Source organism: Burkholderia sp. IT-111MI5 (assembly GCF_949752865.1).
GTDB classification, from domain to species: Bacteria; Pseudomonadota; Gammaproteobacteria; order Burkholderiales; family Burkholderiaceae; genus Burkholderia; species Burkholderia pyrrocinia_C.
The window spans coordinates 72,334-85,364 of record NZ_CATKIF010000008.1 but is presented as its reverse complement, the minus strand read 5'-3'; the positions used below and the strand labels follow the sequence as shown (position 1 = coordinate 85,364).

The following is a 13,031-nucleotide window of genomic DNA, read 5'->3' as shown; positions in this document are numbered from 1 at the left end:
GTCGTTCCTTTCCAGATTCGTTTCCGTCAGGACGCGTATCGTGGCACGCGCCCCGTGACATTCCATTCACACGCGCTGCACGCGGTCGCCCATCGTCGCCAGTCGCGCCATCACGCGGCGACTCATGTCGGCGAGCGGCACAACCTCGTCCGCACCGCCGAGCGCGATCGCCTCGCGCGGCATCCCGAACACGATACAGCTCGCTTCATCCTGCGCGAACGTGTAAGCGCCCGCGCGTTTCATTTCCAGCAGGCCGGCCGCGCCGTCGCGGCCCATCCCGGTGAGGATCACGCCGATCGCGTTCTTGCCCGCGTGCGTCGCCGCCGAGCGGAACAGCACGTCGACCGACGGGCGGTGACGGTTCACCGGCGGCTCGTCCGACAGCTGCGCGATGTAGTTCGCGCCGCTTCTCGCGAGCAGCAGGTGCGCATGGCCCGGCGCGATGTACGCGTGGCCCGGCAGCACGCGCTCGCCGTGCTCGGCTTCCTTCACCGCGATCCGGCACAGGCCGTTCAGCCGCTGCGCGAACGATTTCGTGAAGCCGGGCGGCATGTGCTGCGCGATCAGCACCGCCGGCGCATCCGGCGGCAGCGGCGTCAGCACTTCGCGGATCGCCTCGGTGCCGCCCGTCGACGCGCCGATGATGATCAGCTTCTCGGTACTGACGAGCGGGTTGTTGATCATCGGCGCGGCCGCCTGGCTGTCCGCCGTGCGCGCGGCGGCCTGCGGCTGCGGCGCCTGGCGCACGCGTGCGCGCGACGCCGCGCGGATCTTGTCGGCGAGCTTTTCCGCGTAGTCGAGCATCCCGTCGCGAATCCCGACGCGCGGCTTGGTGACGAAATCCACCGCGCCGAGCTCGAGCGCGCGCAGCGTGATCTCCGAGCCGCGCTCGGTCAGCGACGACACCATCACGACCGGCATCGGCCGCAGGCGCATCAGCTTCTCGAGGAAGTCGAGCCCGTCCATGCGCGGCATTTCGACGTCGAGCGTGAGCACGTCGGGGTTGTGCTGCTTGATGAGCTCGCGCGCGACGATCGGATCGGGTGCGGTCGCACACACCGCCATGTCGGGCTGGCTGTTGATGATCTCCGTCATCAGGCTGCGGATCAGCGCCGAATCGTCGACGCACAATACTTTGATCTTCTGCACTGCGGTCATGCCTCCTGCTTTTTCGATAGGTTCCCCGCGTACGCGCTTCCGGCGCCCGGGCTCCCGGCATATGGGTTCGCCGCCCGCACGCCGCCGGCACTGCCCGCGCCGGTGCCGCCCGGGCTCGCGCTGCGCGCGCCGAACAGTTCGATGCGCGGGCGCGCCGGCTGCGGCGCGGCCGGCCGCTTCGCCGCGAACAGCTCGACGTGCGCGCGCGGCCGTGCGGCGCGCTCGGCCTCGCGCGCGAGCGCGGCTTCGCGCTCGGTGACGCCAGGCACCTGCAGCCGCAGCTTCTTCACCATCGCGCGCCCCGTGTGCGGCATGAACGCGACCTTGCGCGGGTGCACGCCCTGCAGGTCTTCCGCCGTGATGCGGATGCGCTCGAGCGCGAGGTAGCGGCGCACGAAATCCGCGTTGCGATCGCCGATGTTGATGGTCGTCATCCCGGCCAGTACGGCCGCGCCGCCGAACACCTTCGCCTCGATGCGCTCGCGGCGCCCGCCGGCCTTGATCAGCTCGTTGATCAACACTTCCATCGCATACGCGCCGTAGCGCATCGATTCCGACGCGGCCGCGCCCGGATCGGTGCCGTCGTCGGGCAGCATGAAGTGGTTCATCCCGCCGATGCCCGCGTACGGGTCGTGCAGGCACGCGGCGACGCACGAGCCGAGCACGGTCATCAGCACCATGTCCTCGGACGTCGTGTAGAACTCGTTCGGCAACAGCTTCACGCCGGGACGGCCAAAGTGGTTGTCGAAATAGCGATTGGTCGCGATCGGCAGTGCGCTCATCCGCGATCTCCATAGGCGGGCGCGGCGTTCGCGGCCCGTGCGGGCACGCGCGACGGCATGGCGGCCGCCGCGGGCGCCTGCGCGCCACGCGGCCGCGCACCCTGCGCGGCGTCGCGCGTCAGTTCGTACACCGTCTGCCCGCGCAGGCGGAACGCCTGCGTGACGTACGTGAAGTTTTCCGAATGGCCGGCGAACAGCAGCCCGCCCGGCTTCACGAGCGGCTCGAAGCGCGACAGCACCTGCCCCTGCGTCGGCTTGTCGAAATAGATCATCACGTTGCGGCAGAAGATCGCGTCGAACGGCTTCGCGATCCCGTAGTCCGCATCGGTCAGGTTCAGCTGCTCGAAGCGGATCATCGCGCGCAGCTCGGGACGCACCTTCACGCGGCCGGCCTGCGCGCCCGTGCCCTTCAGGAAAAAGCGCTTCAGCCGCTCGGGCGACAGGTGCTTGACCTGGTCGTACGTATAGATGCCGGCTTCCGCCTTCGCGAGCACCTGCGTGTCGAGATCGGTCGCGAGGATCGACGCGCCGCGCGCCGCCGATTCGCCGAGCGCCTCGATCAGCGTGATCGCGATCGAGTACGGCTCCTCGCCGGTCGACGCCGCCGAGCACCATACCGACACGGGCGCCGGCCGCCCCTTCACGAACTCCGACAGGATCGGGAAGTGATGCGACTCGCGGAAGAACGCGGTCAGGTTGGTCGTCAGCGCGTTGGTGAACGCCTCCCACTCGAGCGGATCGTCTTCCTGCTCGAGCAGGTCGAGGTAGTCGCGGAACGTGTCGAGGCCGCGCGCGCGCAGCCGCCGCGCGAGACGGCTGTACGCCATGTCGCGCTTGTGCTCGGACAGCGAGATCCCCGCGCGTTGGTGGATCAGCGCGCGGATGCGGGCAAAATCCGCGCCGGTGAACGCGAAGTCGCGCCCCGGCTCGCCCGCGCGAGGCGAGGCATCCGGTGCATCGGGTCGAAACGGCGCGCGCGCGTTCGGCATGGCTTAGAAGGTCTCCCAGTCGTCGTCGGACGTACCGGCCGCGGCCAGCGCCGGCTTCTCGCCGTTCAGCGCGGGGCGCACGAGCGCGGGCTTCGCGGCCGGCTTGTCCGCCGGGGCGGCGGCCGACTTCGCGAGACGCGGCCCGTAGCCGCCTGCAGCGGCGCCGCGGGACGCGGGTGCTTCCTTCTGCGTGCGCGCATCGGAGTCCGCCGCGCGCTTCGCTTGGCTTGCGCCCGCCGCCGACGTGGCCGCATGCGACCCCGGCGCGGCGCGCCGTGCCGGTTGTGCCGCCGCCTGCGGCGCCGGCAGCGCGGCGACCGGCGCCGCGTCGCGACGCGGCTCCGACGGCAGTGCCGGCACGCTCGCCGAACCATGCGCGCCCGGCCGCGCGACGCCGCGCGCCGGCGCGAGCACGATGCCGCCCGTCACGCGCCAGCCCGACACGATCGCCTTCATCTGGCGCGTCTGCTCCTCGAGCGACGCGGCCGCGGCCGCTGCCTGCTCGACGAGCGCCGCGTTCTGCTGCGTAACCGAGTCCATCTGGCTGACCGCACGGTTGACCTGCTCGATGCCGGTCGACTGCTCTTCCGACGCGGCGCTGATCTCGCCCATGATGTCGGTCACGCGGCGCACGGCCTGCACGATCTCGTCCATCGTCGAGCCCGCGCGCGCAACGAGCGCCGACCCGCTGTCGACCTTCTCGGCCGAATCGCCGATCAGCTGCTTGATTTCCTTCGCGGCGCTCGCGCTGCGCTGCGCAAGCGAGCGCACCTCGCCCGCGACCACCGCGAAGCCGCGGCCCTGCTCGCCCGCACGCGCGGCTTCGACCGCCGCGTTCAGCGCGAGGATGTTGGTCTGGAACGCGATGCCTTCGATCGTGCCGATGATGTCGACGACCTTGCCCGAACTCGTCGCGATGTCCTGCATCGTCGACACGACCTGGCCGACCACCTCGCCGCCCTGCGTCGCGATGTCCGACGCGTTCACCGCGAGCTGGCTCGCCTGCCGCGCGTTCTCCGCGTTCTGCCGCACGGTGCCCGTCAGCTGCTCCATGCTCGATGCGGTTTCCTGCAGCGACGCGGCCTGCTCCTCGGTGCGCTGCGACAGGTCGATGTTGCCGGTCGCGATCTCGCGCGCGCCGACGTCGATCGATTCGGTGCCGCGATGCACGGACTGCACCATCGTCGTGACGGCGTCCTGCATCCGCTTGATGCCGCCGAACAGGCGGCCCATCTCGTTCGTGCTGGACACGTTCACCGGCTGCGTGAGATCGCCGCCGGCGATCCGCTCGAAGTGCGCGATCGCGTCCTCGAGCGGCTTCACGATCAGCCCGCGCATCGCGAAGCGGATCGCGATCACGACCACGAACGCAATCGCGATGCCGGCCGCGATCAGCGCGACCATCAGCGAGATCTGCGACTGCGTCGCGGCCTGGCGCTCTTCCGCGCGCTTCTGCAGCGACGCGATCACGGCCGCCGCCGTCTGGTCGAACGCGACGAACAGCGGGCTGATCTTCGCGTCGGCAATCGCGTGGTACGCCGCCATGTCGCCCGCGCGCGCCGCGGCAAATTCGGGCTCGACGCCTTCCTTCATGATCGTCGTGTAGCGGGCGGTGAGCTCGTCGAGGAGCGCCTGCTCGACACCGAGCTTCGGCAGCGACTGGAACGCCTGCCAGTTCTGGTTCGACTTCGCATACAGCTCCTGCGCCCGGTCGAGCACCTTCGCCGCCTCGGCCGCATTGCCGGCTTCGGTCAGCGTACGGAAGCGGTCGAGCGCAACGCGCGAGCGCAGCAGGTGCGCGGCCGTGTCGTCCAGCGTGTGGATCGCCGGCAGGTCGATGTGCGCGATCTCATCGAGCGAACGACTCGCGTGATTGAGCGCGTAGAGGCCGAGCCCGCCGACCGCGGCGGCCAGGCACACGAGGATGAGTCCGACCGCCGTCAGCGTCGTGCGGATCGACCAGTTATGCAACATTGCAGATTCTCCCGAAATTCCTGCGCGCGCGGCGCGCTTACCCGCCGAGTGTCTCGATCAGCGCCATTTCACGGCTCGACATCAGCTTCTCGATGTCCATCAGGATCAGCATCCGGCCGTCGACCGTGCCGAGGCCCGTCAGGTACTCGGTCGTCAGCGTCGCGCCGAATTCCGGCGCCGGCATGATCTGGTCGGTCTGCAGCGTCAGCACGTCCGACACGCCGTCGACCACCATCCCGACCACGCGGTGCGCGACGTTCAGGATGATCACGACGGTCTGGTGGTCGTACTCGACGCGGCCGAGATGGAACTTGATCCGCATGTCGACGATCGGCACGATGATGCCGCGCAGGTTGATCACGCCCTTGATGAAGTCCGGCGCGTTCGCGATGCGCGTGACGCTGTCGTAGCCGCGGATTTCCTGCACCTTCAGGATGTCGATCCCGTATTCCTCGTCGCCGAGCGTGAACACGAGGAATTCCTGGCCCGTCGCGTCGCCTTGCGCCGCGTCGCGGCGGCCGGTTGTCGCATTGGCCGCGTTCGCCGCGGCCGGATGAATCATTTGGACTTCAGCAGACACGTTTGCCCCCAATCGGTTGAATGGCGAGAGTCAGAACATCGCGAGCTCGGCGCCGGCTCGGGCGCCGTGCGTCGCACGGGTTTCTCGGTTCAGCGCCGCGACGTCGACGATCAGCGCGACGCTGCCGTCGCCGAGGATGGTCGCCGCCGAGATGCCGTGCACCTTGCGATAATTGGTTTCGAGGTTCTTCACGACCACCTGCTGCTGGCCGACCAGTTCGTCGATCAGCATTGCGAAGCGGCGCCCCTCGGTTTGCATGATCGTGACGATCCCCTGCGTCGGGTCGGTGCGCGCGTCCTCGACCGAGAACACCTCGTGCAGTGCGACCAGCGGCAGGTATTCGCCGCGCACGCGCACCACGCGCTCGCCGTTGCCGACCGTGTAGATGTCGTCGATCGACGGCTGCAGCGACTCCATCACGAAGTTCAGCGGCAGGATGAAGATCTCGCTGCCGACCTTCACCGACATCCCGTCGAGGATCGCGAGCGTCAGCGGCAGCACGATCCGCGTGGTCGTGCCGCGGCCGGCCTGCGACGTGATCTCGACGTGGCCGCCCATCGACTGGATGTTGCGCTTCACGACGTCCATCCCGACGCCGCGGCCCGACACGTCGGTCACCGTCTCGGCGGTCGAGAAGCCCGGCGCGAAGATCAGCTGCCAGACTTCGTCGTCGCTGATGTTGTCGGACACCGGCATGCCCTGCTTCGCGGCCTTCGCGAGGATCCGTTCGCGGTTCAGGCCCGCGCCGTCGTCGCTGACCTCGATCACGATGTTGCCGCCGTGATGCGCGGCCGACAGCACGAGCTGGCCGACCGCGTCCTTGCCGGCGGCGACGCGCTTGTCGACCGTCTCGATCCCGTGGTCGAGGCTGTTGCGCACGAGGTGCGTGAGCGGGTCGATGATCCGTTCGATCAGGCTCTTGTCGAGTTCGGTCGCCTGGCCGAACGTGACGAGCTCGACCTGCTTGCCGAGCTTGCCGGCGAGGTCGCGCACGAGCCGCGGGAAGCGGCTGAACACGTAGTCCATCGGCATCATGCGGATCGACATCACGGCTTCCTGCAGGTCGCGCGCATTGCGCTCGAGCTGCGCCATCCCGTTGAACAGGCGATCGTGCAGCGCCGGATCGAACGCGCTCGCGGTCTCCGCGAGCATCGCCTGCGTGATCACGAGCTCGCCGACGAGGTTGATCAGCTGGTCGACCTTCTCGACGCCGACGCGGATCGAGCTGCCTTCGGCGCCCGATGCGGCCGCGGCGGCCGGGCGCGGGCGCTTGTCGTCGTGATGCGCGGCGGCCTGCGCCGCATGTTCGGCCTGCGGCCGTTGGGGTTGCTGCGGCGGTTGCGTTGCCGCGGCCGGCTCGACGGTTGCTGCGGGAGCCGGTGCCGGTGCGGCCGGTTGCGGCGCGGCGGCCTGCGGCGCGAATACCTCGACCCGCGCGGCGGGTTGCGCGGCGGCAGCCGGTTCGGCAGCCGGTTCGGCGGCCGGTGCAGCGGCGTCCTGCGCGGCAGCCGGTGCCGCCGACGCGGCCGGCGCAGTGCCGTGCGCGATGCGGATCTGGCTTTCGTCGATCACGAAGCAGCACACCGCGACGATGTCGTCGGACGGCACGTCCGATTCGAGCCACAGCGTCAGGTCGGCGCCCGCTTCCTCGCGGCCGACGATCCGGCCGAGGTTGCCGAGTTCTTCGCTGAGCAGTTCCCGGTCCTTCGCGTCGACGCCCGCCAGCGTGATCTTCAGGTGCGGGCCGTCTTCGCCCGCGTCGGCCGCCGGATGCGCGGCCGCGACGGCCTGCTCGACCACATGATCGGGCGCGCGATCGCCGCCGCCGGCGGGCTCCGCGGTCGGTGCGGCAGCAGCGGCGACCGGCGCGGCAGGCGCGGCCGTCGGCGCGCCCGCGCCGCTCTCGGCCTTCAGCCGTTCGAGCTTCGCGCAGATCGTCGCGGCGGCTGCCGCGTCCGGTTCGGCGCTCGCGCGGTAGTCGACGAGCTGGTCGGACAACACGTCCTTGGTCTCGAGGAACGCGTCGATCATCTCCTTGGTCAGCGTCAGCTCATGGTTGCGCGCGCGGTCGAGCAGCGATTCGAGGATGTGCGTCGTATCGGTCAGCGCGGAAAAGCCGAACGTCGCCGCGCCGCCCTTGATCGAATGCGCGGCGCGGAAGATCGCGGCCAGGTCTTCGGGGTCGGGCGAGTCGACGTCGAGGTTCAGCAGAAGCTGCTCCATCTGCGCGAGCAACTCGTCCGCTTCGTCGAAAAAGGTCTGGTAGAACTGCGTGATATCGAGAGTCATGCCCGGTCACCGGTTGGATTCGTCGCGTTCATTTCAGGAGGCAGCCGGCTCGGACAGCGTCGCGACCAGGTCGACCAGCACGACCGGATCGATCGGCTTCTCGATCCAGCCGGTCGCGCCCGCGTCGCGCGCGGCGTCCTTGAAGGCATCGCTGCCTTCGGTCGTCAGCACGAGGATCGGCGTGTTCGCATACGCGGTCAGCTTGCGCAGCGCGGCGATCACCTCGAGCCCGTTCTTGCGCGGCATGTTCTGGTCGGTCAGCACCAGGTCGTACGGCGCTGTCGCGGCCATGTCGAAGCCGGCTTCGCCGTCCGGCGCCACCGTCACGTCGTAGCCGGCCTGCGCAAGCGTTGCCTGCAGCAGCGCACGCATGGTCGCGGAGTCGTCGATGGCGAGAATGGTTCGGATCATGTCTGTCTCGGAATCTCGGGAACGTCAGGGTTTCGGCGCCGCGGCAGCGGCGCTCGCGACCGCCGGACGCGCGGCCGGCACCGGGCCGGCGAGCTGCTGCGCGAGCAGCTTCGAGCCCGCCGCGTCGGCCGACAGCGTCGTGGTCGTCGCGTCGTCGCGCATCAGCGCTTCTTCGGATTTGCGGTTCAGCACGATCACGCTGATCCGGCGGTTTTCCGGATCGAGCGGGTCGGCCTTGTTCAGGTTCTGCGTCGACGCGAGGCCGAGCACGCGCAGCACTTTCGCCTCGTCCATGCCGCCGGAAATCAACTCGCGGCGCGACGCGTTCGCACGGTCGGCCGACAGTTCCCAGTTGCTGTAGCCGCCCTCGCCGCCCGCGTACGGCACGGCGTCGGTGTGGCCCTGGACGATGATCCGGTTCGGCACGTCGTTCAGCGTCTTGCCGATTTCGCGCAGGATGTCGCGCATGTACGGCTCGACGTGGTCGCTCGACATCGCGAACATCGGCCGCTTCTGCGTATCGACGATCTCGATGCGCAGCCCCATCAGCGTCGAGTCGATGCGGATCTGCTGCTTGAACTGGCGCAGCGTCGGGTTGGCCTCGATCGCGGCCATCAGCTTGATCTGCAGGTCGTGCAGGCGCGCCTGCTCGAGCCGCTCGATCGCGCCCTGCGCCTGCGCTTGCGCATGCTCGTCGACCGGCTTCGCGACGCGCTCGGCGAGCGACGTCGTGCCGTCGGTGCGGCGCAGCGTGCCGGCGTCGGTGCTCGACAGGTCGCGGCCGCCGCCGTTGATGATGCTGGAGTCCTGCGAGTTGCGGTCGCCGCTGCCGAACAGCGCGGCCTTCAGCGGCGTGTTGAAGTATTCGGCGATCCCCTTCAGCTGCACCGGCGTGACCGAGCTCAGCAGCCACATCAGCAGGAAGAACGCCATCATCGCGGTCATGAAGTCCGCGTACGCGAGCTTCCATGCGCCGCCGTGGTGGCCCTTCTTCGCCGGGGCCACCCGCTTGACGACGATCGCGCGATCCTTGCTCTTGCTCATTGGTCGCTCCGCGTCACTTCGCCTTCACGCGGCGCACGTGCTCTTCGAGCTCGGAAAACGACGGCCGCTCGGTCGAGAACAGCACCTTCCGGCCGAACTCGACCGCGATCGCCGGCGCATAGCCGTTCAGCGTCGCGAGGATCGTCACCTTGATGCACTGGAACATCTTGGTCGACTCGGCGACGCGCTGCTCCGCGAGGCTCGCGAGCGGCCCGATCAGCCCGTACGACAGCAGGATCCCGAGGAACGTGCCGACCAGCGCCTGCGCGATCATCGCGCCGAGCACCGCGGGCGGCTTGTCCGCGGACGCCATCGTGTGCACGACGCCCATCACGGCCGCGACGATGCCGAACGCCGGCATCGCGTCGCCGACGCGCATCAGCGCATGCGCGGGGCCTTCGCCTTCCGAGTGGTGCGTCTCGATCTCCTCGTCCATCAGGCTCTCGATCTCGAACGCGTTCATGTTGCCGCCCACCATCAGGCGCAGGTAGTCGGTCAGGAATTCGACGATGTGGTGATCGGCGAGGATCTTCGGGTATTGCGTGAAGATCGGGCTCTTTTCCGGATCGTCGATGTCGGCCTCGAGCGTCAGCGTGCCTTCCTTGCGCGCCTTCGCGAGCAGCACGTACAGGAGCGCCATCAGCTCCATATAGACGTCCTTCGTGTATTTCGAGCCCTTGAAGAGCGTCGGCAGCACGCGCAGCGTGGCCATGATGGTCTTGCCACCGTTGCCGAGGATGAATGCGCCGACGCCGGCGCCCACGATCATCAGGATCTCGATGGGCTGGATCAGGGCGCCCAGATGCCCGCCTGCCAGCGCATAACCGCCGAAGACCGACAACAGCGTCACGAGTGTTCCCACGATAATCAGCACTGCCTGTCCCTCATGAAAGACCGGCGGGAAGATCGCCGTTAAACAGGTTTACGGCAGTCGGCAGGAAAACTTTCGCGGCCGCCCGGCGGCGGCCCGACGGTGTTTACCAGCAGTCGGCAGACGGTTCGCGCGGCCCGCGGCAGCCGCTCGCGCCCGCCCGGCCCTGCCCGGCCCGGCGCTCAGGCCGCGGCGGCGGCCAGTTCGGCGCGCGCGGCGGCGGCCTTGCGGGTCTTGCCCGCGCGCGACGGCGGCTGGCACAGGCCGCAGACGAAACCTTGATGCGGATCATGCGCATGCGCGACGAAGTGGCCGCCGCAGCGCGTGCACGGGGTCATCTGCAGCATCCCCGAATCGAAGAAGCGCACGAGCGTCCACGCGCGCGTGAGGCTCAGCGCGGCCTCGTCGCCGGACAGGTTCACGTGCTCCTGATAGAGCCGGTACGCTTTCACGATCGACTGGATCGGCTCGCAGCGGCCGTGGTCCTGCATGAACCGGTAGATGTTGTAGAACAGCGACGAGTGGATGTTCGGCTGCCACGTCATGAACCAGTCGGTCGAGAACGGCAGCATCCCCTTCGGCGGCGACACGCCCTTCAGTTCCTTGTACAGCTTGATCAGACGGTCCCGCGACAGGCTCGTCTCCGCCTCCAGCAACTGCAGCCTGGCGCCCAGTTCGATCAGTTCGATGGCGAGGGTGATTTCCTTCACCTCGATCACGACGCTTTTGCTTGCCATGGTGATAACTGTCCGCTTGACGTGGTTCGGATGGATGGCCAATACGCTGCCGGCCGGCGCGGCACGCCGGGACAAACGCAAGGCGGGATGGATCAGCGGACGCCTTCGACCTGCTGCCCGGCCATCAGGATGGCCGAGTGGGCATGCGCGACGACATCGCTGCGGCCCTTGTCGGCGAGCGACGACAGCAGCGCGTGATCGTCGAAGCGGAAGCGGCACAGCATCTGGTTCGACGCGGCGAGCTTCACGGTCTGTGCGAGCGTGAGGTTCGCGAGCACGTCGGCAAGTTCCTGGGAAATTCCCATGCGGAACATGCCCATCGCCTTGTCTTCCCGCAACAGGCGTTGCGCGAGGAGGAGGTACGACAGGTTGACCTCTTTGATCTCACTGAGCATTTCGCTGGTAGCGCTCATGATTCCCCCGTTAAAGAGCTTTGCTTTGGCCATTCGTGTTATGACAACGTTTGCTCGATCAGGGCGCACCCGGCGCTCAGTCGGCTCGTTTATATTCTTACAGGGCGAATTTTGGCCAAACGGCATTTATGTCGGTATCAGCGAAGTGGCGTATGCCGCGCAGGATTTGTCTGTAAACCGTGTAGGAATTTTTCCGACAAGGCGAATTGAAAGGAGGCAATCGGGAAAGCGGGTGACGGCGCGAATTCGGCCAAGATGGGCCCGATGGCCGCCGCGCAATGGCGGAAGGCTTGCCGGCAAGGCCGCCGACAATCGGATCGGTAAAAATTATAGTGGTTTTTCACGATGGCGCAACAATAGTTGATTCTGTCTCGATTTATGTTTTCCCGCCCTTTTTCTCGGGGTTTTTGCGTATTTCATCGTGTAACAAGCCTTAAGTGTTTGAAAAAACACTCGAACCCCTCAGGCCGATACCGATAATGGACTCCAATGGGCGGCGGCGCGAGCCGTGCCGGCCCGCCCCGCAGCTTGCCGTCCGGCGCCCCGCGCACCCCGCCCAGGGCCCGGCCACGTACCGCCAACAGCGTGCGTCGGCGAGTTCCGCAACCTTGTAGGGGATCCGCATCGGCGCCGCAGCGCCCACACGGATCGACATCGGAGAACATCCATGCGAATTGCCCAGATCGCGCCCCTTTACGAAGCCGTCCCGCCGAAACTCTACGGCGGCACCGAGCGTGTCGTGTCCTACCTCACCGAGGCGCTCGTCGAACTCGGGCACGACGTGACGCTGTTCGCCAGCGGCGACTCCGTCACGTCGGCCCGCCTCGAGGCGGCCTGGCCGCGCGCACTGCGGCTCGACCCGTCGATCCGCGATTCGATGGCGCCCCACATGCGGCTCCTTGAGCAGGTCGCCCGCGTCGCACATGAATTCGACGTGCTGCACTTCCACCTCGACTACCTGCCGTTCCCGCTGATGTCGCGCCTCGACACGCCGTACGTGACGACGCTGCACGGCCGCCTCGACCTGCCGGAGCTGCAGCCCGTGTTCGACTCGTTCCCGGACGCGCCGGTCGTGTCGATCTCGAACAACCAGCGCAAGCCGCTGCCGCAGGCCGCGTGGGCCGGCACCGTGTACCACGGGCTGCCCGACACGCTGCTCACGCCGCAGCCGGGCGTGAAGCCCGAATACCTCGCGTTCCTCGGCCGGATCTGTCCCGAAAAGCGCGTCGACACGGCGATCCGGATCGCCGCGCAAAGCGGGCTGCCGCTGAAGATCGCCGCGAAGGTCGACAAGGCCGACGCCGACTACTTCAAGGAAGTGATCGAGCCGCTGCTCGGCCAGGCACACGTCGAATTCATCGGCGAGATCAACGAAGCGCAGAAGCCCGCGTTCCTGTCCGGTGCGAAGGCGCTGCTGTTCCCGATCGACTGGCCGGAACCGTTCGGCCTGGTGATGATCGAGGCGATGGCTTGCGGTACGCCGGTCGTCGCGTTCAATCGCGGCTCGGTGCCGGAAGTGATCGAGGACGGCGTGACCGGCTTCATCGTCGAGGACGTGCAGGGCGCGGTCGGCGCCTTGCACCGGATCGACAGCCTGTCGCGCACCGCGATCCGCGAACGTTTCGACACGCGTTTCAGCTCGAAGGCCATGGCGCAGCGTTATGTCGAGACTTACGAATCGCTTTGCACGGCGACCAGGCAACCGGCATTGCGCCGGGTCGCAGGCGCCTGACGCGGAAATCCGCGCGGAAATATTCCGTAAAATCCGCGCCGAAATCGGCGC

The 13,031-nt window shown here is 67.9% G+C and carries 12 protein-coding genes; 1 reads left to right on the top strand and 11 read right to left on the bottom strand.

The window, feature by feature from the left end:
• Positions 1 to 66 precede the first annotated feature (66 nt).
• The 11 genes from ACM6JT_RS06835 to flhD form a co-directional block, all read right to left on the bottom strand.
• Entirely contained in the window at positions 67 to 1,158 is a 1,092-nt protein-coding gene (locus ACM6JT_RS06835; protein WP_034183904.1) for a protein-glutamate methylesterase/protein-glutamine glutaminase, read from the bottom strand.
• Positions 1,155 to 1,940, bottom strand: coding sequence for a chemoreceptor glutamine deamidase CheD (gene cheD / locus ACM6JT_RS06830; protein WP_034183903.1), 786 nt, complete (start codon positions 1,938 to 1,940; stop codon positions 1,155 to 1,157). The genes ACM6JT_RS06835 and cheD overlap by 4 nt, the downstream gene beginning before the upstream one ends.
• Positions 1,937 to 2,929, bottom strand: coding sequence for a CheR family methyltransferase (locus ACM6JT_RS06825; RefSeq protein WP_131948767.1), 993 nt, complete (start codon positions 2,927 to 2,929; stop codon positions 1,937 to 1,939). The genes cheD and ACM6JT_RS06825 overlap by 4 nt, the downstream gene beginning before the upstream one ends.
• A gap of 3 nt (positions 2,930 to 2,932) precedes the next feature.
• Positions 2,933 to 4,903, bottom strand: a complete 1,971-nt coding sequence (locus ACM6JT_RS06820) for a methyl-accepting chemotaxis protein (protein WP_414856149.1) — start codon at positions 4,901 to 4,903, stop codon at positions 2,933 to 2,935.
• Between the two features lie 37 nt (positions 4,904 to 4,940).
• Positions 4,941 to 5,465, bottom strand: coding sequence for a chemotaxis protein CheW (cheW, locus tag ACM6JT_RS06815; protein WP_034183900.1), 525 nt, complete (start codon positions 5,463 to 5,465; stop codon positions 4,941 to 4,943).
• A gap of 48 nt (positions 5,466 to 5,513) precedes the next feature.
• On the bottom strand, positions 5,514 to 7,772 hold the full coding sequence (gene cheA / locus ACM6JT_RS06810) for a chemotaxis protein CheA (RefSeq protein ID WP_414856148.1): 2,259 nt from the start codon (positions 7,770 to 7,772) through the stop codon (positions 5,514 to 5,516).
• A 33-nt stretch (positions 7,773 to 7,805) separates the two neighbouring features.
• Positions 7,806 to 8,183 carry a response regulator gene (locus tag ACM6JT_RS06805; RefSeq protein WP_034183898.1) on the bottom strand — a complete coding sequence of 126 codons (378 nt, stop codon included), beginning with the start codon at positions 8,181 to 8,183 and terminating at the stop codon, positions 7,806 to 7,808.
• 24 nt (positions 8,184 to 8,207) lie between these two features.
• Positions 8,208 to 9,227 carry a flagellar motor protein MotB gene (motB, locus tag ACM6JT_RS06800; protein ID WP_034183897.1) on the bottom strand — a complete coding sequence of 340 codons (1,020 nt, stop codon included), beginning with the start codon at positions 9,225 to 9,227 and terminating at the stop codon, positions 8,208 to 8,210.
• Positions 9,228 to 9,240: 13 nt separating this feature from the next.
• Positions 9,241 to 10,101 carry a flagellar motor stator protein MotA gene (motA, locus tag ACM6JT_RS06795; RefSeq protein WP_034183896.1) on the bottom strand — a complete coding sequence of 287 codons (861 nt, stop codon included), beginning with the start codon at positions 10,099 to 10,101 and terminating at the stop codon, positions 9,241 to 9,243.
• 179 nt (positions 10,102 to 10,280) lie between these two features.
• A complete protein-coding gene (gene flhC / locus ACM6JT_RS06790) occupies positions 10,281 to 10,835 on the bottom strand; it encodes a flagellar transcriptional regulator FlhC (RefSeq protein WP_011350591.1) in 555 nt (184 codons plus the stop codon).
• Positions 10,836 to 10,927: 92 nt separating this feature from the next.
• On the bottom strand, positions 10,928 to 11,248 hold the full coding sequence (gene flhD / locus ACM6JT_RS06785) for a flagellar transcriptional regulator FlhD (RefSeq protein WP_011350590.1): 321 nt from the start codon (positions 11,246 to 11,248) through the stop codon (positions 10,928 to 10,930).
• A gap of 667 nt (positions 11,249 to 11,915) precedes the next feature.
• Here flhD and ACM6JT_RS06780 point away from each other — a divergent pair.
• Complete coding sequence (locus ACM6JT_RS06780; protein ID WP_034183895.1) at positions 11,916 to 12,980, top strand: glycosyltransferase family 4 protein; 1,065 nt, start codon at positions 11,916 to 11,918, stop codon at positions 12,978 to 12,980.
• Positions 12,981 to 13,031 lie beyond the last annotated feature (51 nt).

Excerpts from the sequence above, each read along its gene's own strand:
- ACM6JT_RS06835 (WP_034183904.1), bottom strand. The coding sequence starts at position 1,158 with ATGACCGCAGTGCAGAAGATCAAAGTATTGTGCGTCGACGATTCGGCG.
- ACM6JT_RS06825 (WP_131948767.1), bottom strand. The coding sequence starts at position 2,929 with ATGCCGAACGCGCGCGCGCCGTTTCGACCCGATGCACCGGATGCCTCG.
- flhC (WP_011350591.1), bottom strand. The coding sequence starts at position 10,835 with ATGGCAAGCAAAAGCGTCGTGATCGAGGTGAAGGAAATCACCCTCGCC.
- cheA (WP_414856148.1), bottom strand. The coding sequence starts at position 7,772 with ATGACTCTCGATATCACGCAGTTCTACCAGACCTTTTTCGACGAAGCG.
- motB (WP_034183897.1), bottom strand. The coding sequence starts at position 9,227 with ATGAGCAAGAGCAAGGATCGCGCGATCGTCGTCAAGCGGGTGGCCCCG.
- ACM6JT_RS06805 (WP_034183898.1), bottom strand. The coding sequence starts at position 8,183 with ATGATCCGAACCATTCTCGCCATCGACGACTCCGCGACCATGCGTGCG.
- flhD (WP_011350590.1), bottom strand. The coding sequence starts at position 11,248 with ATGAGCGCTACCAGCGAAATGCTCAGTGAGATCAAAGAGGTCAACCTG.
- cheD (WP_034183903.1), bottom strand. The coding sequence starts at position 1,940 with ATGAGCGCACTGCCGATCGCGACCAATCGCTATTTCGACAACCACTTT.
- cheW (WP_034183900.1), bottom strand. The coding sequence starts at position 5,465 with ATGATTCATCCGGCCGCGGCGAACGCGGCCAATGCGACAACCGGCCGC.
- ACM6JT_RS06780 (WP_034183895.1), top strand. The coding sequence starts at position 11,916 with ATGCGAATTGCCCAGATCGCGCCCCTTTACGAAGCCGTCCCGCCGAAA.
- ACM6JT_RS06820 (WP_414856149.1), bottom strand. The coding sequence starts at position 4,903 with ATGTTGCATAACTGGTCGATCCGCACGACGCTGACGGCGGTCGGACTC.